Raw genomic sequence first — 21,115 nt, 5'->3', positions numbered from 1 at the left:
CCATCCACAGGTGACAGATTGCTCCGTCTTTCCCGATCTCCCCATGCGAGGAAATCGATTATCCGGTATTAGCATTCGTTTCCGAATGTTATCCCAGTCCTGCAGGCAGGTTGCCTACGTGTTACTCACCCGTCCGCCGCTAAGCATCAGAGGTGCAAGCACCTCATCAACTCCGCTCGACTTGCATGTATTAGGCACGCCGCCAGCGTTCGTCCTGAGCCAGGATCAAACTCTCCATAAAAGAAGCGCTTGTTTAGCTCATTTAAAACATTTAAACTGACAGTTTCGCTCGTTGTTCAGTTTTCAAAGAACAATATCGTTTTCGACAACTTTTACATCTTATCAGATGTTAATCAGTGTGTCAAGCATTTCTTTCGACTTGTTTCGACAACGTTCATCATCTTAACAGATAATTTCGCGTCTTGCAAGTGTTACTTTTTTCTCGTGTCTCGCTGTTGTTCAGCGGCGACTTTTATAATATATCACAGCCGCCCAACGCATTGCAAGCACTTTTTCTAATTAATTTGAGGAGAGTGTACAATGCTCATTTACTGCTGTTTCGTCGTAATACGAGACCTATCCTTTATTACTCCGTCTCGGCTAATCCATTCCCAACATTATTCTAGAACAACACAGCTTTCAGTCCCGCTATTAACGCTACTCCAGGAAGACCAAGAACCATGACCGTACCGACAGTTGTTACGTTAAGAGGGATTTCCCATCCACTAAGTAGTCCGGAGTAGTTAACTGCATACAATGCGAGTGCAGCCAGTATGAGATGAAGGGCGAACCTGCGGAGAGCTTCAAGGGAGTTACGGTTCCTCAACAGTACGATGAGCAGTGACAGCGAAGATATAACGAGTAAAGCTACCCAGAACCATTTCATTGTCCTTCACTCCTTGTCCATGCTGGCCACTCTACATCCTTCATTGACTTCGCGCGTCTAACAAGCATTGCGTATCGCTGCTCTGCCGCCATTAAATGATACACGGCATAATCAACCTCATCCTGCTCTACAGCGTATTGAAAGAACCGTGTTGCGCTGAGCCAGCTCTTGCGAGCTTCTTCGATATCGATTTTAAGGTCCCACATATCTTGTGTTACCTCACTCCGCTTCTGCTTGTCCATCACTTCCGGCTGATTATGCCCCCACCATTTCAATCGCATATCCGTTCCCTCCGCTCGTCCATATTTGCTCATCACAATGTATGAACCTACGCGGCCGGATAGAACGAATGTGGCAGACTAAACAGCATCCGCTCCAATTAAAAATGCCGCAGCATCCATAAAGAACGCTGCAGCACCAGGGATAAAGCTCAAAATATTAGGTAAGTTCTCGACGGCCCTCAAGCGCCTTGGACAACGTGACCTCGTCCGCATATTCCAAGTCGCCGCCAACTGGCAAGCCATGCGCGATACGCGTTACGCGAATGCCGAATGGCTTGACCAATCTGGACAAGTACATTGCAGTCGCCTCACCCTCAATGTTCGGGTTAGTCGCCAGAATCAATTCTTGCACGCGCTCATCACTTAGCCGTTGAAGCAGCTCCGCGATTCGAATCTGATCGGGACCGATCCCTTCCATTGGAGAGATAGCACCTTGCAGAACGTGATAATAACCATTGAATTCTTTGGTGCGCTCCATTGCGACCAAGTCTTTAGACTCCTGTACGACGCAAATAACCGAATGATCGCGGTTCTTATCTTGACAGATTCGACATGGATCCGTATCCGTTATATTGCAACAAACCGAACAGTAGCTCAAATTGCGTTTGACGCTGACTAGTGCTTTGGCAAAATCGATTACATCATCCTCTTGCATGCGAAGCACATGCAACGCCAATCTCGCAGCCGTCTTCGGACCGATGCCCGGCAATCGAGTGAATGCATCGATCAATTTGGCTATGGGCTCAGGATAATACATGAGCGTTCTCTCCTCTTTAAAAGACAAACGACCTGTCGGTCGCGGTATGCGGGTCCGACAGGCCGCCTGTCATGTTGCATTAGGCATATCTAATCTTAGAACAGGCCAGGAATTTTCAATCCGCCTGTATATTTGCTCATATCATCGTTCGCGAGTTCTTCAGCTTTCGTGAGCGCATCGTTCACAGCCGTCATTACGAGATCTTGCAGCATCTCGATATCCTCTGGATCTACTGCTTCTGGCTTAATGTTGATGCTCAATACTTGTTTGTGGCCGTTTACTTGAACCGTTACAACACCGCCACCTGCAGTACCTTCGATTGTCTTCGTGCCGAGTTGCTCTTGTGCTTTGAGCATTTGTTCTTGCATTTTCTTCACTTGCTTCATCATATGCTGCATATTTGTCATATTAATTCACCTCGTGAGAATGATAAGAAACGCTAATAACGATATTCTACCTAATCGGACTTGAGTTCGACAAGCTGGTCGCCAAACATTTTATATGCTTCCTCGACCCATTCCGGTCTAGTCCCCGATTCATCCTCGGGTTCAAGCTGGAGTGTCTCTGCAGTTTCTTGACGAGAAGCGCCGCTCTCCGCAGCCGCCTGCCAATCCTTCATCATGACGGTTGCAAGCCGCACAGGTCTGCCGAATACTTCCCGCAGCACGTGTTCGATCAACTCGCGGTTGGCTGGTTTCTCTGTCGTTTCCCGGTGCATCATGCTCTTGAACGCAACAAGCACCGTTTCATCAACAGCCGAAACAGGGTCCCCATCAACGAGCCATGCATGAACTGTAATCTTCGCATCTTTGACCCGCTGAAGCAATTCTCCCCAACGCATACGAATCTGCGATATGGCAGGACCATTCAGTGCAGCCACGAAAGGCTCAAGCTTCGGCTTACTAATAGAGCCTCCGCCACCAACTGAACCAAAGGCTCCCCGAGCTGCACCGCCACGACGGTTCGCATTGCCTGCGTTAGCTTGACCAGCGTTAGCCGCCTCGCCAGCGCCTGCGGCAACCCCTGTACGAAGCAACTGCTCGAGCTTGCCCTCCAGCATCTCAACTTGACGTTGCAGACGAGTGATTTCACCTTGGCTGGCTGCTCCGCCTGCCTGTGAACCACCGGCACCTGCGCTTCCGCCCGATGCAGCACTCCGCTCAACGATCTCACCCTGCTCATTCATCGTACAAAGCTTCATGAGCGCAACCTCAAACAATGTCTGGGGCTGCAGCGCATGCTTCATCTCTGTCTGATAACGGTTCAATACGTCGATCATACGGAAAAGCCGATCTGCTGTAAAGGATTCCGCCATTTCGCGGAAACGCCCGTCATCGACGATTCGCTCCGTCGATGCGCCGCCCTGCGGAGCAAGCTTCAAGACGAGAAGATCGCGGAAATAATAAATGAAATTCTCCATGCACTTCTCCGCACTCTTACCCGCTTGCATCAATCCTTCAACCAACGGTAGAATCGCACCTGCATCCCGGTTTCGAACAGCCTCTGCTAATTGGGCGAATTGATGCGCAGCCAAACCGCCTGTAACATCAACAGCACCTTCAAGCGTAATCGACTCCCCACCGAAGGCAGCCGATTGCTCAAGCAAACTAATCGCATCGCGCATGCCGCCTTCTGATAGACGAGCGATGTAGGACAACGCTTCTTCCTCCGCTTGTATGCCTTCCTCTTGGCAGATCAGACGAAGCCGCTCTGTTTGTTCCTCAAGCGACACTTGTCTGAAATCAAACCGCTGGCATCGCGAAATGATCGTCGGCAGCAGCTTGTGCGGCTCTGTTGTTGCCAAGATAAAGATAACGTGACCTGGAGGTTCTTCTAACGTTTTCAGGAGTGCATTGAATGCCTCGGTCGTCAGCATATGCACTTCATCAATAATGTACACTTTATAACGAACTTCGGACGGGGCATAACGGACTTTATCGCGGATTTCGCGAATCTCGTCGATCCCGCGGTTGGAAGCGGCATCAATCTCAATGACGTCCATGATCGTGCCTGCCGTAATCCCCTGACAAGCATCGCATTCATTACACGGTTCCGGCGCCGGTCCCCGTTCACAGTTGACGGCTTTGGCCATAATCTTGGCCGCACTCGTCTTACCTGTTCCGCGAGGCCCATTAAACAGATAGGCATGCGAGACACGATTCTCTCGAATCGCGTTCTGGAGCGTCTTGATAATGTGCCGTTGGCCGACCATGTCATGGAACGTCTGGGGACGCCAAGCTCGATATAAGGCTATGTGAGACATGCGGACCCATCCTCTCTAGATGACATTTCGATCCGATTATTCCATTATACACGAACCCAAGCAGCAACAAAACAAGCATATTGCTCCTTCTCCATTACGCATACCCTATAATAGATGCAAAAAATCCGGCCTGCGCGTCATGGTATGTAACCATTCAACGCACAGCCGGACGTGGCATTATAAAATAGGAACCGTGCACCTGCTCCCGATACATGCGATCCGAGTGGCACCTTTGATCCCAACTCGAGTCAGGCACTCCCCCAACACATGAACGTGTCTGCTTATGGCTGCTTCCTTCCGGACCTGACCAGGTTCACAGATGCCCATTGCGAGGGACCCAACTGTCAACGTTGTTCACAAAGACCAAACCCCGCATCACATAACCTCAAGCAGGAATTCAACCTCGCTACAGCGGATTGCGAGTTACAGGGCACCGCTACCTCCCCGTCTAGCACGGTAAAACTAAGTATAGACGATTAGAACTCAAAGTGCAACCTCTCGGCAAAAGTTACATAATGAACCCTCGGTTACGGCGTCATATGAACATCCACTTCGTATCGTGGCATATTCTGTTGAACAACTGCGATTGCTTTCTTCTTCAGCTGCGCCCGCTCGGCAGCACTCAGTCCGGAAGCAGCATCGATCGTTACGGTAAGTCGCGCACCATCTATAACCGTACGTGAATGTGCTATTCCTTTCAATTCGCGCAATTTCTGATCAACGAAGTCAGTATCGTTCTTAATCGTCAGACTGTGTGGCGAATTCGGGAGAGACGGATTCGTATTCGTAAGACCCATATAGCCGTCATGGCCGTAATGCTGTACGCGCATTTTATTATCATACTTGCCGCTGCCCCCGCCACAGCCGGCCTCCAGTACAATTAGACCGACGGCGAGCAATCCAAGCAGAAGCTTGCGATTTGCCGTATTACGTATACGTGAATGAGCGAATCGATTCAAGAACATACAAAAAACCTCCCTTTAGACCATAGGATGGCTGAGGGAGGTCGTTGTATTCTGCCAATTTCAAACAGAATATTAGATGCCGTATTTCTTTTTGAACTTGTCCACACGACCGCCTGCATCGATAAACTTCTGTTTACCAGTGAAGAACGGGTGGCATACGGAGCAAATCTCGACACGAAGGTTCGCTTTGATCGAACCCGTCTCGAACGTATTACCGCAAGCACACGTTGCAGTCGTTACATGGTACGTTGGATGAATACCTTGTTTCATCTCGTTCACCTCTTTCCGCCCTGGACTTCATGCGAATCCAGAGTAAGTAGCACATACATCGGTGATTATAGCATGCTCATTCGAGCTGTGCAATGACATGTATATCCTTCGTAAAGCTTCAGAGCAATAATCTGGTGCTTACTGCTATAAGACGGACTAACGACTTCCGAGCTTCGATGGCGGGATATGCGTGAAAGAACCGATCACAACGTCCGGCAGCTCATCGCGGAAAATCTCCAACATTTGCTTCATGCCATAAATCTCGCCTTGCGGCTTCGGAATAAGCTCCAAGTAGCTCTCAGGGTCGATATTCAGGTTCCGCATCTGAATAAGCTTAAGGCCTGTCCGCTTCACGAAACCGATCATCGCTTCGATCTCTTCCTCGCGGTCGGTTACACCTGGGAAGATCAAGTAGTTGATCGAGGTATAGACCCCCTTATCCGTCGCGTACTTCAAAGATTTCTCTACATTCTTAAGCGTGTAAGCCCGCGGTTTGTAGTAAGCATTATAATGATCGTCCAGTGCACTGATCGTGCTGACGCGCATCAGATCAAGACCAGCATCAACGATGCCGCGAATGTGATCCGTCAAACCTGCATTCGTGTTGATATTGATAAAACCGTTCGAAGTACGGCTGCGCACTTCTTTAATTGCTTCAATAATAATCTTCGCTTGCGTGGAAGGCTCGCCTTCACAGCCTTGACCGAAGCTGATGATCGCATCCGGTGTAATGAGCTGTTCCATCATTACTTGAACGAGCTCTTCGACCGTTGGTCGGAAATTCATCCGTGTCTGCGGCGCTACAAACCCACTGTCATCCGGCTGTTCCGAGATACAGCCATAGCAGCCAGCATTACAGGAATACGATACAGGAACGCCGCCTTCCCAGCGCTGCAGGAACGTATTCGAAGAGGTCAGGCATTCGTACCCAAGCGCACAGTTCGATAAATGCTGATAAAGACGGTTCTCCGGATACTTCGCAGTCAGCAGTTCTACTCCCTTAGCCACATCGCGGCGATCGCAATTCAGCGGATTCCAACGCTCAGGGTCATCCGTTGCTTCAGCCGCTACATAAAACTGTCCGTCCTTCCAAACAACAGCCGTATAGCCGAACAGCGGGAATTTCTCTTCCTTGTTCGTCTTTACGTAAGATGGGATATTCAACCGTGTGTAGCCTTGCGGCAGCAGTGCGCCAACCGCCTGCACATCACCTGGGAGTACAGCCATCCCTTTCTTCGGGTCCAAGCCAATCGGCCGAGTGTGCGGCAGGCCAACCAACGTTGCCCCCTCCGGCAGTGGGATGAGCTCATCTTCCATTAGTTCTACAACCATATCGCCGCTGCGACCGAGACCAATCCATGTAGGATGGTCGAATACATTGCCATCGGCGTCTGCATAAACAAGATTCATGCTGTCCTCCTAAAAGAAAAGGTTTGGCTAGCCAAACCCAACTTCGTAACCATTAAATTCTATTCACGCGGCGTCGCTGCAGTCGTGGAACGAGCCTGCGGTCTACGTCCCGCGCTTGTGCCCCCGCTGCTTCCTGCCGAATTCGTACCTGTGTGAGATGATCCGTTCGAGAACGATGAAGTATCCAGCGACATGAGGAATTCTTCGTTCGTCTTCGAATCGGCAAGCTTCTTGAGGAAGCTGTCGACGAACTCCATGGAGTCATTCATGCTCTTGCGAATCGCCCAAATCTTGTCGAGCTCTTCCTTCGTCAGCAGCATTTCTTCACGACGCGTACCCGAACGACGAATGTCGAGTGCCGGGAAAATGCGGCGTTCTGCCAATCTGCGGTCCAGATGAAGCTCCATATTGCCTGTACCTTTAAACTCTTCATAAATGACGTCATCCATTCGGGAGCCCGTCTCGATGAGTGCCGTTGCCAGAATGGTCAGACTTCCGCCCTCTTCCACATTGCGCGCCGAACCGAAGAACCGCTTAGGCCGATGGAATGCAGCGGGGTCAATACCGCCGCTCAGTGTACGACCTGACGGAGGAATAACGAGATTGTAAGCACGAGCAAGCCGAGTGATGCTATCGAGCAAAATAACGACGTCCTTCTTGCTCTCGACAAGCCTCAGCGCACGTTCAAGCACAAGCTCCGCCACTTTAATGTGATTCTCGGGCAGTTCATCGAAGGTCGAAGCGACAACTTCCCCTTTGACCGAACGCTGCATATCCGTAACTTCCTCTGGACGTTCATCAATAAGCAGCACAAAAAGCTCAATATCGGGATGATTGTTCGAAATGCTGTTGGCAATCTCCTTCAGAAGCAGTGTCTTACCTGCCTTCGGCGGTGCAACAATCAAGCCACGCTGCCCATGACCAACTGGGGCGAGCAAATCCATAATCCGAGTCGAGAGCTTGTTAGGGGCTGTTTCCAGTACCAGTTTCTTCTCTGGGAAAAGAGGGGTAAGGGCGGGAAAATGAAGGCGTTCTGCAGCAGTCTCTGGGTTCTCGCCGTTAACGGCATTGACCTGAAGCAATCCATAATAACGCTCGTTCTCTTTGGGCGGTCGACATTTGCCTGAAACGAGATCGCCTGAGCGTAGATCAAATCTACGAATCTGGGATTGCGAAATGTATATATCTTCGTTACTGCTGGAATAATTGATCGGTCTAAGGAATCCGAAGCCGTCCGGCAAAATATCCAAAATGCCTTGCATAAAGAAAAATCCGCTTTTCTCCGCTTGCGCCCGCAATATTGCGAAAATAAGTTCTTTTTTCTTAAACTGTCCGTAATAAGGAATCTGATACTGCTTCGCCAGCTTGTACAGTTCCGTTAATTTCATCTCTTCTAGATCAGCGATCTGAAGATCTGCCATATTCTCACCACTCTATTCGATTTTGCTTACAAGCATTGCCTGAAAAAGTAGGCGCTATTCCATTTAAAGTCAAAATAACGCCGCTTTCTTGTGTTCCTATCTTATTTATCGTCAGAAGTCGTCTCCCGCCAAATATCTGCGCCTAATCTGCGCAGGTTTTCTACCAAATTATCGTATCCGCGGTCAATGTACTCCACGCCCGTTACTTCTGTAATGCCATCCTTGACGGTTAGGCCAGCAATAACAAGTGCAGCCCCTGCCCGCAGGTCAGTCGCATGCACCTTGGCAGAGCTCAAAGGTCCGCCTTCAATAATCGCAGAGCGTCCTTCCAACCGGATGTTGGCACCCATAAGCGCTAATTCAGGCACATGCTTGAACCGATTGCCATAGATGTAGTCGCTTAATACGCTTACACCATTGGCCTGCGTGAGCAAGCTTGTCATCGGAGACTGCAAGTCCGTTGCGAAGCCAGGGTACACAAGCGCCTTTACATCAACAGGATGGTAAGGTTCATCGCTACTAATGATACGCACCGCATCATCGAGTTCTTCAACCGTTGCACCCATCTCACGAAGCTTAGCCGTAACGGCCTCCATATGTTTCGGAATGACGCCTTCGACTGTCACATCGCCGCGAGTCGCAGCAGCCATGATCATGTATGTGCCGACTTGGATGCGGTCTGGAATGATGGAGTGACGACAGCCATGCATCTGATCGACACCTTCGATTCGAATCGTCTCGGTACCTGCACCCTTAATGCGCGCGCCCATGGCGTTCAGCAGTGTTGCTACATCTATGATTTCAGGCTCTTTGGCCGCATTCTCGATAATCGTGGAGCCCTTGGCTCTGGAAGCCGCAAGCATAATGTTGATCGTTGCACCAACGCTGACGATATCAAGAAAGATTTTCGCCCCGCGCAGCTCCTTGGCTGTAATTCTCATGGCGCCATGTTCATTCACAACGGTAGCACCAAGCGCTTCAAAACCTTTGATATGTTGATCAATTGGCCGTGGTTCAAAATTGCAGCCGCCCGGCAGACCGATCACAGCCTCACCAAAACGTCCCAGCATCGCACCCATCAAATAATAGGATGCACGCAGCATCTTCACTTTGCCATTGGGCATCGGAACGGACTTCAGCTCGGACGGATCGATGCGGATGATATCATCCTTCCGTTCAACGACTGCGCCGAGGTCTCTTAGAATATCACTATATACGGCAACGTCACTTATTGCCGGCAAATTATCTAATGTAACAGCCGACTCTGCTAAAATGGCAGCTGGAATAAGCGCAACTGCGCTATTCTTCGCCCCACTGATTTGTACAACACCATGAAGCGGACGACCGCCCCGAATCATCAATTTCTCCATGCCTTTAACTCGAACCCTCCCCCGTCAGAAGCGAACAAAAACAGCGAATAACGACAACGACCGATTAATGGAAATTAGCCCTATGAATATGGCGAATCTCCCCCGACGAATCACATATGATCCGCAGCAGGAGAGACTTCCGCCTGACAAGCATAAGGAGGGCGCTGACCCTTCCTTCGCTGGAGCACCGCTCCATTATGGTCGATCCGTCCACCCTGGACGGTCGTTCGGTTTAATGGTTTCGAACGTTACGCTTAATTGCTGCTGCCGAACAGACGGATTTTTTCTTAAACGACTGCTCCTGCTGCTATACGAATGACGTACAACTCACGTTGCATCGTCTATGTTTGCTTAGGACACACTGAATCAGTATATCACAATAGGCTCGAATATGGTAAATGGATTGTGGCACAGCGAGGTGAATCGGCTGTCGCCGTCCTTTAAACGGCGAAGCAGCGTTCATTCCGGAGAAATCCAAGCCTAAGCCTGACGAAATACTTACTTCCTGGGACTAAAAAAGGACCTAATGACTAGGTCCCAATTGGTGTACGGCTATTCAGATCGCCTCGCAGCTGGTGATTCACAGCAAATCGAAGCTCATCAATATCGAATGGTTTCGTAAAATGCATCAGCGCTCCGAGGTCGCGCGCCTCATTGATAATATCGAGTTCCCCATATGCAGTCATCATAATGACTTTAATATCAACATCGATCGTCTTGATATGACGCAAAATTTCGAGTCCATCCATGCCAGGAATCTTCATATCAAGAAGCACTAGATCAGGGCGGTGAGCCCGAACGATCTCCAGTGCAAGCTTACCGTTGGATGCTTGATAAGTCTCGTAACCTTCGCTGCTGAAAACCTCCATCAGCAGAACTCGAATCCCGTTCTGGTCATCAACGATCAATACTTTGTTGTTCTCCACTTACTCGCCTCCTACAAAACCTCGGACTCGCCGAAAATTCCATATTTTATTTACTATAAACTATTCGCATCTGCTATCCATTTTTCCTTCCGTTTTTTCAAAAAAAGGAATTACATGTCTTGTCAGATATTGAAGAAGAACAAAAAACCAATAGAACCTATGCCCGCATAGACTCAGGAATTCATGTTAATCCATCAAAAATAGACATAAAACAAAAAAATCCGCCTATGCATTCGATCAGAATGCATAGGCGGAATATCATTTTTATTGATTCGAATAGTTCAGCGCTGCGCGAACGAAACCGCGGAACAGCGGTTGCGGGCGGTTCGGACGCGACGTAAATTCCGGATGGAATTGCACGGCGAGGAACCATGGGTGGTTCGGAAGTTCAACCATTTCGATCAGACGGCCGTCTGGGGACGTACCCGAGAACACAAGACCGCTGGATTCGATACGCTCACGGTATTCGTTGTTGAACTCATACCGGTGACGGTGACGTTCATACACGAGCTCGTCGTCGTATTCTTTCATGCCAACCGAGCCCGGAAGCAGCTTACAAGGATACAGACCAAGGCGCATCGTGCCGCCCATATCTTCGATATCCTTCTGATCTGGCAGAAGATCGATAACCGGGTATGGCGTAGATGGATTGATCTCGGAGCTGTTCGCATCGTCCAAACCGCAAACGTTACGCGCATACTCGATAACCGCAACTTGCATACCGAGGCAAATGCCGAAGAACGGAACGCTGTTCTCGCGCGCATAGCGGATCGCCGCTACTTTGCCTTCGATACCACGATCGCCAAAACCGCCCGGAACGAGGATGCCGTGTACGCCTTGCAGCAGGTCGGCCGCATTGCGGTCCGTCACTTCTTCCGCATTGACCCAACGGATGTCCACATCGGATTCCAGTGCGATACCAGCATGACCAAGCGATTCAACGATCGACAGGTATGCATCATGCAGCGCAACGTATTTGCCGACGATTGCGATCTCGGTTTTTTTGTGCAGCGACTTCACACGCTTCACGAGCGCTTCCCACTCCGTCATGTCCGGAGGTGTCGTCGTCAGCTTCAGGTGGTTGACGACGATATCGTCGAGACCTTGCTCGCGGAGCATAAGTGGTACTTCGTACAGTGTCGAAGCATCACGGCACTCAACAACAGCATTCGCATCCACGTCGGTGAACTGAGCAATCTTACGCTTCATGTCGTCCGGCAGCTCTTGCTCCGTACGGCAAACGATAACGTTCGGCTGAATACCGATGCTGCGCAGCTCCTTAACGCTGTGCTGCGTTGGCTTCGTCTTCATCTCGCCCGCTGCTTTGATGTAAGGAATGAGCGTAACGTGGATATACATCACGTTATCACGGCCGATGTCGCTCTTGATCTGACGAATCGCTTCCATGAATGGCAAGCTCTCGATATCGCCAACCGTACCGCCGATTTCCGTAATGACAACGTCAGAGCCTGCTTCTTTGCCTGCACGGAAGATCCGGTCTTTAATTTCGTTCGTAATATGCGGGATAACTTGAACGGTACCGCCCAAATATTCGCCGCGGCGTTCTTTCGTAATAACGGTCGAGTAAATTTTGCCGGTCGTTACGTTGCTGTTCTTCGACAGGTTAATGTCGATAAAGCGTTCGTAGTGTCCCAAGTCAAGGTCCGTCTCCGCACCGTCGTCCGTTACGAATACTTCACCGTGCTGATAAGGGCTCATTGTACCCGGGTCAACGTTAATATAAGGATCAAATTTCTGAATCGTCACTTTAAGACCACGGTTCTTCAGCAGTCTGCCAAGAGATGCCGCCGTAATGCCCTTACCAAGAGAAGACACAACGCCGCCTGTTACGAAAATGTATTTAGTCACTGTACCAATACCCTCCAAGCTCCTATGTTAATGTTTAGGTTTGCCTAATCTCACGCGAATCAGCGCTTGTCCACTGCAAGGGACGTCGTCCAAATTATGGAACAACCTTGAATCATCGCACGATGAAAAAGGTTTCGCCGTCCGATAATCGGACGGCGTCCTATGTTAATTGGCAAAATAAAAAAAGTGACACCCGTGTCCACGGGGCACTTTCGTTCTCGTAGATATACAAGTTATGACGACAATAAGAACGTCACAACGACTGAACGTTAACAAATATACGTTAACAAATTCTTATCCTGCATCAGAAGCCCATGCAATAGTTTACCTTCTGGGAGAAGGCCTGTCAAGTAATCATGCAAGGCAAAAAATACAGTAAAAAAGCGGCTTCGCGCGCCCCTAGAAGGGGAACACAAAGCCGCGCCGCGATTAGTTATCGTCGTCGTCTTCCTCGTCGCTATCATCTGCATCGCCGTCGAAGTCGTCGCTTTCGTCGTCGCTGATTTCTTCGCCTTCCGCGTCATCTTCGATCTCTTCATCGTCGATCGCCACATCTTCGTCGACTTCTGCGTCTTCTTCGTTCTCTTCGAAGTTCTCGCGATCCTCGTCGTACGAATCGTAATCGTCCTCTTCCGCCGCGTACGACTCTTCTTCTTCATCTGCATAAATATCTTCATCGTCCATATCGTCATCATCATTGATGATGCGCGGACGTTTGGCATTCGTAATTGGATCTTCATTGCGCTCAATCGGATACCAACGCTTCAAGCCCCAATTGTTGCTGCCGACACACGCAAAGCGTCCGTCAACGTTAATCTCTGTATATACTTGTGCAATCACATCATTAATTTGATCTGGATCCAGTTCGCGGATCTTTGCTATCTCCATCATCAAGTCCCGATAATACATCGGGGTGTTGGTTGCTTTCAACACTTCGAATGCCAGGTCCACCATCGGCATTTCTTGAATCTGCTCGCGGTCCCATTTTGCGGCGAAATCGCTGCTCATCCTGACCCATCCTCCCGCTACCTCAATATCGTCGAAAACCCGTCCTATTACGATTGTTTCCGTATCAACCTATAGTAAAACCTATTTCCATACAAAATGCAAGCTTATAAGCTCGTCCACACGCAAAAAACGAAGGGCATACCCCTTCGCTTTGACTGTATCCTTCCGGTCGGGGTGTCTATGTTCCGCCTTCCGGGATGATAAGAACCTTTATTGGCTCTTACACCATCCTATGTCCTGTTCCGCTTTTTGACACGGTTTCAAGCCTAATTATTCGAAAAAAGGTCACTTGCTCATACAAGTCTCGACGCTCGTTCATACAATACCTCAGCATCGTCGTCGGGAGGGGACCTGTAATTTGGACACCACCGCTTTTCTCCGTTGGCTGCAGGGTACGATGACCGAAAAAGGCGCAAGCCATAGAAAGAGAATTATCCGTTTTCAGCACACCGAGGACTTTCGCCGATTCGTTCATGAATGGTCGGAAATGAAAGGCTCCGTGTCGACGCTGCAAGCGGTTAGGCAGATGGGCATTATTCAAGCCATATCCTGTCCAATCCCCGATGACAGTCCCCATCGTCGATTCGATGGTCGGGTCTGGGTGGAGACGGACCAGCGTGTCCGCATTCATGGCGTGACATCGCGAGTGCCCGCTCCCGAGAAAGGAATCCCCTGGGGTGTTGCGCACGTTAAGGCACCTCAAGCATGGAGTACGACAACGGGTCATAAAATTCGAATCGGCGTCGTCGATACAGGCGTCGACTTCAACCATCCCGATCTGCGCGGCTCGCTGGCGCGGGGCATTAATCTGCTCAATCGCAGCCTGCTGCCGCATGACGACAATGGACATGGGACGCATATCGCTGGCACCATCGCTGCCGCTAATCAGCCGCAGGGAATGATTGGCGTTGCCCCCCGTTCCCTCATTCATCCGATCAAGGCATTCGATCATAATGGAAGTGCCTACGTCTCCGATATTATACTCGCGATCGACTGGTGTGTGCGAAATCGGATGAATATTATTAACATGAGTTTCGGGATGAAATCGAGGAGTAAAGCGCTGCTTAACGCAGTCACAAATGCAGCCAATGCAGGCGTCATTATTGTTGCTTCCTCCGGCAATGACGGCAAACGGCGGGCCATCGATTATCCCGCTCGCTATCCGCAGACGATCTCGGTAGGCGCCACCACGAGGCTGCGAAGGATCGCGCCATTCAGCAATCGCGGCATCTACATTGATATCTATGCGCCTGGTGATAAAATTACGTCTGCCTGGCTCAAGGGCAAGTACCACGAGATGAGCGGAACTTCGATGGCGACTTCTCATGTAAGCGGCGCCGTCGCTCTGCTGCTTGCCAAGCACCCAGAGTTGACGCCCACTGAAGTGAAGTCCGCGCTCCGGCGCTCGATGCAGCCGCTGCGCGGCAAGAAAGCACCTCGCATGACCGGAGAGCTGGATATTGCGAAGATGCTTCAGATTATGGAGAAATAGGCTATGGGAGTTACAATGATCATGAAGGATGCAAGAGGCGGGAAGCACTGCCCGAACGGACAAAAGGCCTGAAGAGAAGCCGCAGCGGCTTACTCATCAGGCCTTTATTATTCGGTAATTACATACGTTCCGGTGCTGTAACACCGATCAGACGAAGAACGTTCGCGATAACAACACGCGTTGCAGCAAGCAGGGCAAGACGCGCTTGCGTCTGCTCGGCATCGTCCGTCATGACGCGCTCTGCTTTGTAGTAGCTGTGGAACTGGGACGCCAGCTCATAAACGTAACGGATAATCCGATGCGGAGCGTATTGCGCAGCTGCATCCGAAATTTCCTGCGGCAGCTCACCAAGCTTGCGAAGCAGGTCGTATTCTTGCTCCGTCTCAAGACGCGACAGGTCAATGTCTGTAAGTGCACGCATCGCTACGCTCTGTTCCTCCGCTTGACGGAAAATGCTGCAAATACGCGCATGCGCATATTGCACATAGAATACTGGGTTCTCGTTGGAGGTCGATACCGCCAGGTCCATATCGAAGTCGAGATGCGAGTCCATGCTGCGCATCGTGAAGAAGTAACGGATAGCATCCACGCCTACTTCGTCCATCAGGTCTTCCATCGTAACGGCTTTCCCCGTACGCTTGGACATCTTCACTTTCTCGCCGTTCTGGAACAAACTGACCATCTGTGCGATGAGAACCGTCAGCTTGCCTGGATCGTTACCGAGCGCTTCCATCGCTGCTTTCATACGTGGAATGTAGCCGTGGTGATCAGCGCCCCAGATGTTGATGAGCTGATCGTAGCCGCGGCCGTATTTGACACGGTGGTAAGCGATATCCGGCGTCAGGTACGTGTAGGAGCCGTCATTTTTCACAAGCACGCGGTTTTTGTCGTCGCCGAATTGCGTCGTATTCAACCACGTTGCGCCTTCTTCCTCGTATACATGTCCGGTTGCACGCAATGCGTCCAGACCTTGTTCAACGAGACCTTGCTCATACAGCGACGTTTCGCTGTACCACAGATCGAAGCTGACGCGGAAGCGGCCGAGGTCGCGTTTGATTTTATCCAGTTCACGTTCCAAGCCGTATTGGCGGAAAAATGCAAAGCGCTCGTCGTCCGGCAGCGACAGCAGACGATCGCCCTCTTGCTTCGCCAGCGCTTCTGCAAAGCCGACAATGTCAGCACCGTGGTAGCCATCCTCTGGCATTGCTGCATCTTGGCCGAGCGCTTGCTTGTAGCGCGCCTCGATCGAGTATGCCAGGTTGGCAACTTGGTTGCCTGCATCATTGATATAGTATTCGCGTGTTACGTCGTAACCTGCGAAGTCGAGTACGTTGCACAGTGCATCGCCGACAGCGGCGCCGCGAGCGTGGCCAAGGTGCAGGCTGCCCGTTGGGTTCGCGCTGACGAATTCAACTTCAATGCTTTTGCCCGCGTTATCTTGTACGCGGCCATAGTTGTCGCCCGACGTCAGCACTTCGCCAACGACAGGATACAAGTAGCTCTTGTTCAGACGGAAGTTGATGAAGCCTGGGCCAGCAATCTCAGCCGATTCGATCGAGGCGGAAGAGCCGTTCAAATTCGCGATGATTGCTTCTGCAATCTGGCGCGGGTTGCGCTTCGCGATCTTCGTCAGCTGCATAGCTGCGTTCGTCGCAAGGTCGCCATGCGATTTGTCACGCGGTACTTCGAGCACGAACTCGGGCAGCTCCTCGCGTGCGACGATGCCCGCTGCAACGACGGCGTCGGCAATTGCTTTTTTCACATTGTCATATAGTTGATCCATTACGTTTGTCATGGAAATGTTCCTCCTAAAAGTTTTTGCGTGTCTTACCCTAAGATCAATTAGCACTTATCGTTCTTCAGCCGGCGTCGAGCTCGGCTTTCAGCTTGATTTTGAACTCGCCTGTTAATTCTTCATCTACATACATGTTATAGTGCCACTCCAGCAGCATCGGAAGCGTAGGAAGCAGTTCACCGTCTCCATCGGTCTCGGCTTGCATGTGATCGCCGCGCTGTACGAGATCGCCGCATTGCATCCACAACAATGACGTGTCCGTCACCATCTTGAATCTTGCGAATGGCGATTTGTATTCGCCGGCCTGCTTGGACCCTGCTACGAAATTCTGCTCCGAATCAACGACGCCACGCCTTGCAATATGGAGCTGGCCGTCCCGCCATCGAATTACGGTTCGCACCTCGCCGGAGCTCTCATCGGTCTCCGTATATCGCACATAGACGGTACGCCCTTTGCGGTACCATTCCCCTGTGAACGTGTGCTCCTGCACTTCGCCTTCAATCTCGCTCGTTAACGTCAATTGAACGTTCGCTTTATCTGTCACTTGGTTGACCACCCTCCTATCTGCCCAATTATTACGATACAAGCGCTGCATTCGGGCATATCCCGGCAGGTGCAAAATAAAAACCTCCATCTCTTCTAGGAAAGAGACGGAGGTTGATCCGCGGTACCACTCTTCTGGCTGTTCACATCATCGAGCAGCCTCTCAAACACGATAACGGCGTGACCGGACAATCCTACACAGCAAGCAGCAATATCGCCCTGCGCCTTCAAATTGTCAACTCCCGGGTGCGTTTCCGAGGCATCGATACTGCCGGCTTCCACCAATTCCGGCTCGCTGTCGCATCGCATCGCATCGTACTGTCCCGCTCATCGTCAGTAACTTAATTGCATCTATTATATGCGATTCGTTGGATTTTGCAAATACGGTTCTATGACTCGCCACGCATTTAGACGGTCGTCCAGATTGCGCATCGTCTTCGTCGGCACCGGGCTTGTAGACGGCAGCTTCAAGCAGACAACGTCCGCCACTTCCTTCGCCTTGCCAAAATGCCGCTTAAACGTATCATGCGCCTTGGTACCGTTCAGCGCGATGGCGCGTATGTTCGGATAACGACGCAATAGGCCTGGAATATCATTGACCACTTCATCACGAATGTTAGCATCAAGACTACCTTCTCGCGTGCAAGACTTCAGCACATCCCAGATCGCGACATGGTGATCCAGGGCAAAGGCCAATCTAGCCTCGTACTCTTCATCCACCGGCAGTTCATGCAAGCCGTAGAGCACTCGCCAGAAATAGTTTCGTGGGTTGCCGTAATACTCATTCACCGTTAAAGATGGGACACCCGGCATACTGCCAAGCACCAGCACAGAAGATCGCTCGTCAACGACGGGCTCGAAGGAATGTACAGTCGTCATGTCAGCAGGGCAATCCTCCTTCTATTCTATGCGAAATAAGGAACTCATCTTGATGGCGTTAGGATCAGCCGCCGCTTCCGTTACTGCTTGGCGTACCGCCGAACCGTTCGATCTCTTGGCACAGCTCATGCTGCCATTCTTTATCATCGGTCATCGAAGCCATCAGCGACAAATTGTACAACTGCGCAAGCCGCAAGCAATGGTCTGCATTCACATCCAAGCAATGCTCCATCTCCAGCCGTTCCGAATCGGTCAGCTTACGACGCTTCTGAATAATTCGCAGCTCTGCCATCCGTTCATAGATTGGCATCAACTTCATGCGGACACCCCCTTCGTAGTATCCAGCATGCCCACTATTGAATGGAAATATAGCAGTCTGATGACAGAAATGATAGCACAAGAGGCAAGTTCGAGTTATTTCATATTTAATAGTACAAATAGATTCGCATATGCAATTGGAGCAAATATCAAGCAAGAGTAATAGAAGAAAAGCTTCATTCCGATCTGCAATTAGCCGATCCGAATGAAGCTTAGGTTGTCGCTCTCCTATTTCACGAAGCCGAGCAGCATCTCACGAATGACTTTCGCTGCCACGATTTGCGTTTGTTCCGTCGGGTCGTAATGCGGCGCTACCTCTACGAGGTCGCAGCCTACGATGTTAACGCCGGAGCGTGCGATTGCATGGACCGCTTCGAGCAGCTCCTTGCTCGTAATACCTCCCGCTTCCGCCGTACCTGTACCAGGTGCGCACGAAGGGTCGAGTACGTCGATGTCGATCGTCAGATAAACAGGACGGCCCGCCAGCTCAGGCAGCACTTTCTTCAGCGGCTCAAGCACTTCGAATGGGTGGAAGTTGATGTTCTCGCGCGCATATTGGAACTCTTCGCGGGAGCCGGAACGGATACCGAATTGGTAAATGTTCTTGCCGCCCATCAAGCCAGCTGCTTTGCGAAGCGGCGTCGAGTGGGACAGCGGCTCGCCTTCATAGCTCTCACGCAGATCAGCATGCGCATCGAAGTGAATGATGGCAAGATCCGGGTACTTCTTGTACACCTCTTGGAAAATTGGCCACGATACGAGGTGCTCGCCGCCAAGACCAACTGGCATTTTGCCATCGCTCAGCAGACCGCCAACGTATTCGCCGATAATTTCGAGCGAACGTCCCGCATTGCCGAATGGCAGCAGCAGGTCGCCTGCGTCGAAGTATGTAATGTCTTCGAGGCTGCGGTCGAGGTACGGGCTGTACTCTTCCAGACCGATCGATACTTCACGAATACGGGCAGGACCGAAACGGGAGCCTGGACGGAACGATACCGTGAAGTCCATTGGCATACCGTAAATTACAGCTTTGGAAGCTGCATAATCGTCCGAGCTAAGGATAAAGACGTTGCCGGAATACTTTTGATCAATTTTCATGAGAGGGGTTGTCTCCTTTAAATATAAGGCTATTATTTCACCAGATTCTCAACAAACTTCGGCAGCGCGAACGCCGCTTTATGAAGCCGCGGAGAATAGTACTTGGTATCCAATTCAGGAATTGCCGATTCATCAACCGCAAGCGGATCATGCTGCTTGCTGCCCATCGTAAACGTCCATAGGCCCGACGGATATGTCGGTACGTTCGCGCAGTACACACGAACGATCGGGAACACTTCTTTCACGTCGCGGTTAACGCTTGTGATCAGATCCGCTTTGAACCATGGATTATCCGTCTGCGCAACGAAGATGCCCTCATCCTTCAGTGACTCATAGATCCCTTGGTAAAAGCCGCGTGTGAACAAGTTTACCGCTGGTCCAACTGGCTCGGTCGAGTCCACCATGATGACATCGTACGTATTCTTGTGATCGTGAATATGCATAAAGCCATCGTTCACAATGACTTCAACGCGCGGGTTGGCAAGCTCTCCAGCAATGTTCGGCAAGTACTGCTTCGAGTACTCGATTACTTTGCCATCAATCTCAACAAGAACGGCCTTCTTCACCTGCGGGTGCTTCAACACTTCGCGGATAACGCCGCCATCGCCGCCGCCAACAACAAGAACATGCTCAGGATTGGGATGGGTGAACAGGGCAGGGTGTGCCACCATCTCGTGGTAAACGAACTCGTCTTTATCGGTCGTCATGACCATGCCGTCGAGAACAAGCATCGTTCCAAATTGTTCCGTTTCAATCATGTCGAGCTTCTGAAAATCCGTCTGCTCGCTCACGAACGTTTCTGTAACTTTGGCCGTAATGCCATACGATTCCGTCTGCTTCTCCGTATACCACAATTCCATCATCATCTTCCCTTCTATTAGTGCGTGTTCAAAACACCTCTATACGCACAATTCTGCCTTAGGGTCAATGTTTCCTTTTGTATTATAGAGTAACCAAAACGGCAATACAAACAATTATTCCAGCGCCATTTTTTATTGCCAACTTGCGGAGATCCCTTCATAAATTATAGTCGTCCGTGTTTTATTCATGTTTTGTAAACATGAAGGGAATGTAAATCTTTAGGACGAAATGGAGTCGTTACAAATAAAAAAAGACCGCGAGTGCGCTCGCGGCCTGCTGTTGTTCCCATTAGTTAAATTGGACGGTATACGAGACATTCGGATAAGCACCCGTCGTGTCTGCCACACGCTCCAGTACGAGCACAAGCGTACCCGGGCTGTAGTAAGCCGAACCCGTATTGTAGGTTGTCGCATTAGCCGTAAATGCATTGAGCTGGATCGGCGAACCACTGGACAGCTGCCATTCGAAATGACCTTTAATTGTACCCGCTACCGACGAAGTGATTGTTACAGATGTTCCCGTCGTGCTTGCATTCGGAAGAATGTAAGCCTGTCCATCGCCAGCCGAAATCGTATTGTAGTAAATGCCGCCCTTCTGTACGACCGATACGGACTGGCTTGCCGATGCCGTAGCGCTAAATGCGAATACGATGACGAATACGAGTAACGCGATGCGTGTCGTTAATTTGTTCATCTTCATCGCC

General features: G+C 50.5%; 21 protein-coding genes, 1 rRNA gene, 1 other RNA gene and 1 other annotated feature. Of the genes, 1 reads left to right on the top strand and 22 read right to left on the bottom strand.

Going from position 1 to position 21,115, the window contains the following annotated elements; translation table 11 throughout:
- The 15 genes from DFQ01_RS10420 to rpoE form a co-directional block, all read right to left on the bottom strand.
- Positions 1 to 241, bottom strand: a 16S ribosomal RNA gene (locus DFQ01_RS10420); the annotation flags it as partial.
- A gap of 381 nt (positions 242 to 622) precedes the next feature.
- A complete protein-coding gene (locus DFQ01_RS10415) occupies positions 623 to 886 on the bottom strand; it encodes a pro-sigmaK processing inhibitor BofA family protein (RefSeq protein ID WP_110043820.1) in 264 nt (87 codons plus the stop codon).
- Entirely contained in the window at positions 883 to 1,167 is a 285-nt protein-coding gene (locus DFQ01_RS10410; protein ID WP_174812479.1) for a DUF2508 family protein, read from the bottom strand. The genes DFQ01_RS10415 and DFQ01_RS10410 overlap by 4 nt, the downstream gene beginning before the upstream one ends.
- A gap of 157 nt (positions 1,168 to 1,324) precedes the next feature.
- Positions 1,325 to 1,924 carry a recombination mediator RecR gene (recR, locus tag DFQ01_RS10405; protein ID WP_110043818.1) on the bottom strand — a complete coding sequence of 200 codons (600 nt, stop codon included), beginning with the start codon at positions 1,922 to 1,924 and terminating at the stop codon, positions 1,325 to 1,327.
- A gap of 95 nt (positions 1,925 to 2,019) precedes the next feature.
- A complete protein-coding gene (locus DFQ01_RS10400) occupies positions 2,020 to 2,331 on the bottom strand; it encodes a YbaB/EbfC family nucleoid-associated protein (protein WP_110043817.1) in 312 nt (103 codons plus the stop codon).
- Positions 2,332 to 2,381: 50 nt separating this feature from the next.
- Positions 2,382 to 4,187, bottom strand: a complete 1,806-nt coding sequence (dnaX, locus tag DFQ01_RS10395; protein WP_110043816.1) for a DNA polymerase III subunit gamma/tau — start codon at positions 4,185 to 4,187, stop codon at positions 2,382 to 2,384.
- A gap of 191 nt (positions 4,188 to 4,378) precedes the next feature.
- Positions 4,379 to 4,644, bottom strand: an RNA gene (gene ffs, locus DFQ01_RS10390) — signal recognition particle sRNA large type.
- Positions 4,645 to 4,714: 70 nt separating this feature from the next.
- Positions 4,715 to 5,152 carry a hypothetical protein gene (locus DFQ01_RS10385; protein WP_110043815.1) on the bottom strand — a complete coding sequence of 146 codons (438 nt, stop codon included), beginning with the start codon at positions 5,150 to 5,152 and terminating at the stop codon, positions 4,715 to 4,717.
- A 72-nt stretch (positions 5,153 to 5,224) separates the two neighbouring features.
- The gene (rpmE, locus tag DFQ01_RS10380) at positions 5,225 to 5,422 is read right to left on the bottom strand and encodes a 50S ribosomal protein L31 (RefSeq protein WP_110043814.1); all 198 of its coding nucleotides are present in this window, start codon (positions 5,420 to 5,422) and stop codon (positions 5,225 to 5,227) included.
- A 156-nt stretch (positions 5,423 to 5,578) separates the two neighbouring features.
- Entirely contained in the window at positions 5,579 to 6,832 is a 1,254-nt protein-coding gene (locus DFQ01_RS10375; RefSeq protein WP_110043813.1) for a radical SAM family protein, read from the bottom strand.
- Between the two features lie 59 nt (positions 6,833 to 6,891).
- Positions 6,892 to 8,253 (bottom strand): transcription termination factor Rho, encoded by a 1,362-nt coding sequence (rho, locus tag DFQ01_RS10370; protein WP_110043812.1) that lies wholly within the window; start codon positions 8,251 to 8,253, stop codon positions 6,892 to 6,894.
- A gap of 101 nt (positions 8,254 to 8,354) precedes the next feature.
- Positions 8,355 to 9,623 (bottom strand): UDP-N-acetylglucosamine 1-carboxyvinyltransferase, encoded by a 1,269-nt coding sequence (locus DFQ01_RS10365; protein ID WP_110043811.1) that lies wholly within the window; start codon positions 9,621 to 9,623, stop codon positions 8,355 to 8,357.
- Positions 9,624 to 10,153: 530 nt separating this feature from the next.
- Positions 10,154 to 10,549 (bottom strand): response regulator, encoded by a 396-nt coding sequence (locus DFQ01_RS10360; protein ID WP_110043810.1) that lies wholly within the window; start codon positions 10,547 to 10,549, stop codon positions 10,154 to 10,156.
- Positions 10,550 to 10,813: 264 nt separating this feature from the next.
- A complete protein-coding gene (locus tag DFQ01_RS10355) occupies positions 10,814 to 12,418 on the bottom strand; it encodes a CTP synthase (protein WP_110043809.1) in 1,605 nt (534 codons plus the stop codon).
- A 429-nt stretch (positions 12,419 to 12,847) separates the two neighbouring features.
- A complete protein-coding gene (gene rpoE / locus DFQ01_RS10350) occupies positions 12,848 to 13,426 on the bottom strand; it encodes a DNA-directed RNA polymerase subunit delta (protein ID WP_110043808.1) in 579 nt (192 codons plus the stop codon).
- A gap of 358 nt (positions 13,427 to 13,784) precedes the next feature.
- Here rpoE and DFQ01_RS10345 point away from each other — a divergent pair, with 358 nt between their 5' ends.
- A complete protein-coding gene (locus DFQ01_RS10345) occupies positions 13,785 to 14,918 on the top strand; it encodes a S8 family peptidase (protein WP_174812477.1) in 1,134 nt (377 codons plus the stop codon).
- Between the two features lie 118 nt (positions 14,919 to 15,036).
- On the opposite strand, the gene argS is transcribed toward DFQ01_RS10345, so the two are convergent.
- The 7 genes from argS to DFQ01_RS10305 all read right to left on the bottom strand — a co-directional run bounded on the left by argS (position 15,037) and on the right by DFQ01_RS10305 (position 21,105).
- Positions 15,037 to 16,713, bottom strand: coding sequence for an arginine--tRNA ligase (argS, locus tag DFQ01_RS10340; protein ID WP_110043807.1), 1,677 nt, complete (start codon positions 16,711 to 16,713; stop codon positions 15,037 to 15,039).
- Between the two features lie 64 nt (positions 16,714 to 16,777).
- On the bottom strand, positions 16,778 to 17,257 hold the full coding sequence (locus DFQ01_RS10335) for a YwiB family protein (protein WP_174812476.1): 480 nt from the start codon (positions 17,255 to 17,257) through the stop codon (positions 16,778 to 16,780).
- 99 nt (positions 17,258 to 17,356) lie between these two features.
- Positions 17,357 to 17,596 (bottom strand) — a binding site (T-box leader).
- A 14-nt stretch (positions 17,597 to 17,610) separates the two neighbouring features.
- On the bottom strand, positions 17,611 to 18,135 hold the full coding sequence (locus DFQ01_RS10325; RefSeq protein ID WP_110043804.1) for a DNA-deoxyinosine glycosylase: 525 nt from the start codon (positions 18,133 to 18,135) through the stop codon (positions 17,611 to 17,613).
- A 64-nt stretch (positions 18,136 to 18,199) separates the two neighbouring features.
- Entirely contained in the window at positions 18,200 to 18,454 is a 255-nt protein-coding gene (locus DFQ01_RS10320) for a DUF7667 family protein (protein WP_245946609.1), read from the bottom strand.
- Positions 18,455 to 18,681: 227 nt separating this feature from the next.
- Positions 18,682 to 19,551: an agmatinase gene (gene speB, locus DFQ01_RS10315; RefSeq protein ID WP_110043803.1), complete on the bottom strand. Its 870-nt coding sequence runs from the start codon at positions 19,549 to 19,551 to the stop codon at positions 18,682 to 18,684.
- A gap of 32 nt (positions 19,552 to 19,583) precedes the next feature.
- Entirely contained in the window at positions 19,584 to 20,411 is an 828-nt protein-coding gene (gene speE, locus DFQ01_RS10310) for a polyamine aminopropyltransferase (RefSeq protein WP_110043840.1), read from the bottom strand.
- A gap of 289 nt (positions 20,412 to 20,700) precedes the next feature.
- Entirely contained in the window at positions 20,701 to 21,105 is a 405-nt protein-coding gene (locus tag DFQ01_RS10305) for a hypothetical protein (protein ID WP_110043802.1), read from the bottom strand.
- Between the last annotated feature and the right edge of the window lie 10 nt (positions 21,106 to 21,115).

Source organism: Paenibacillus cellulosilyticus, assembly GCF_003182255.1.
Classification (GTDB): Bacteria; Bacillota; Bacilli; order Paenibacillales; family Paenibacillaceae; genus Paenibacillus_T; species Paenibacillus_T cellulosilyticus.
The sequence above is the reverse complement of the archived record's forward strand: the minus strand, read 5'-3'. Positions and strand labels throughout refer to the sequence as shown.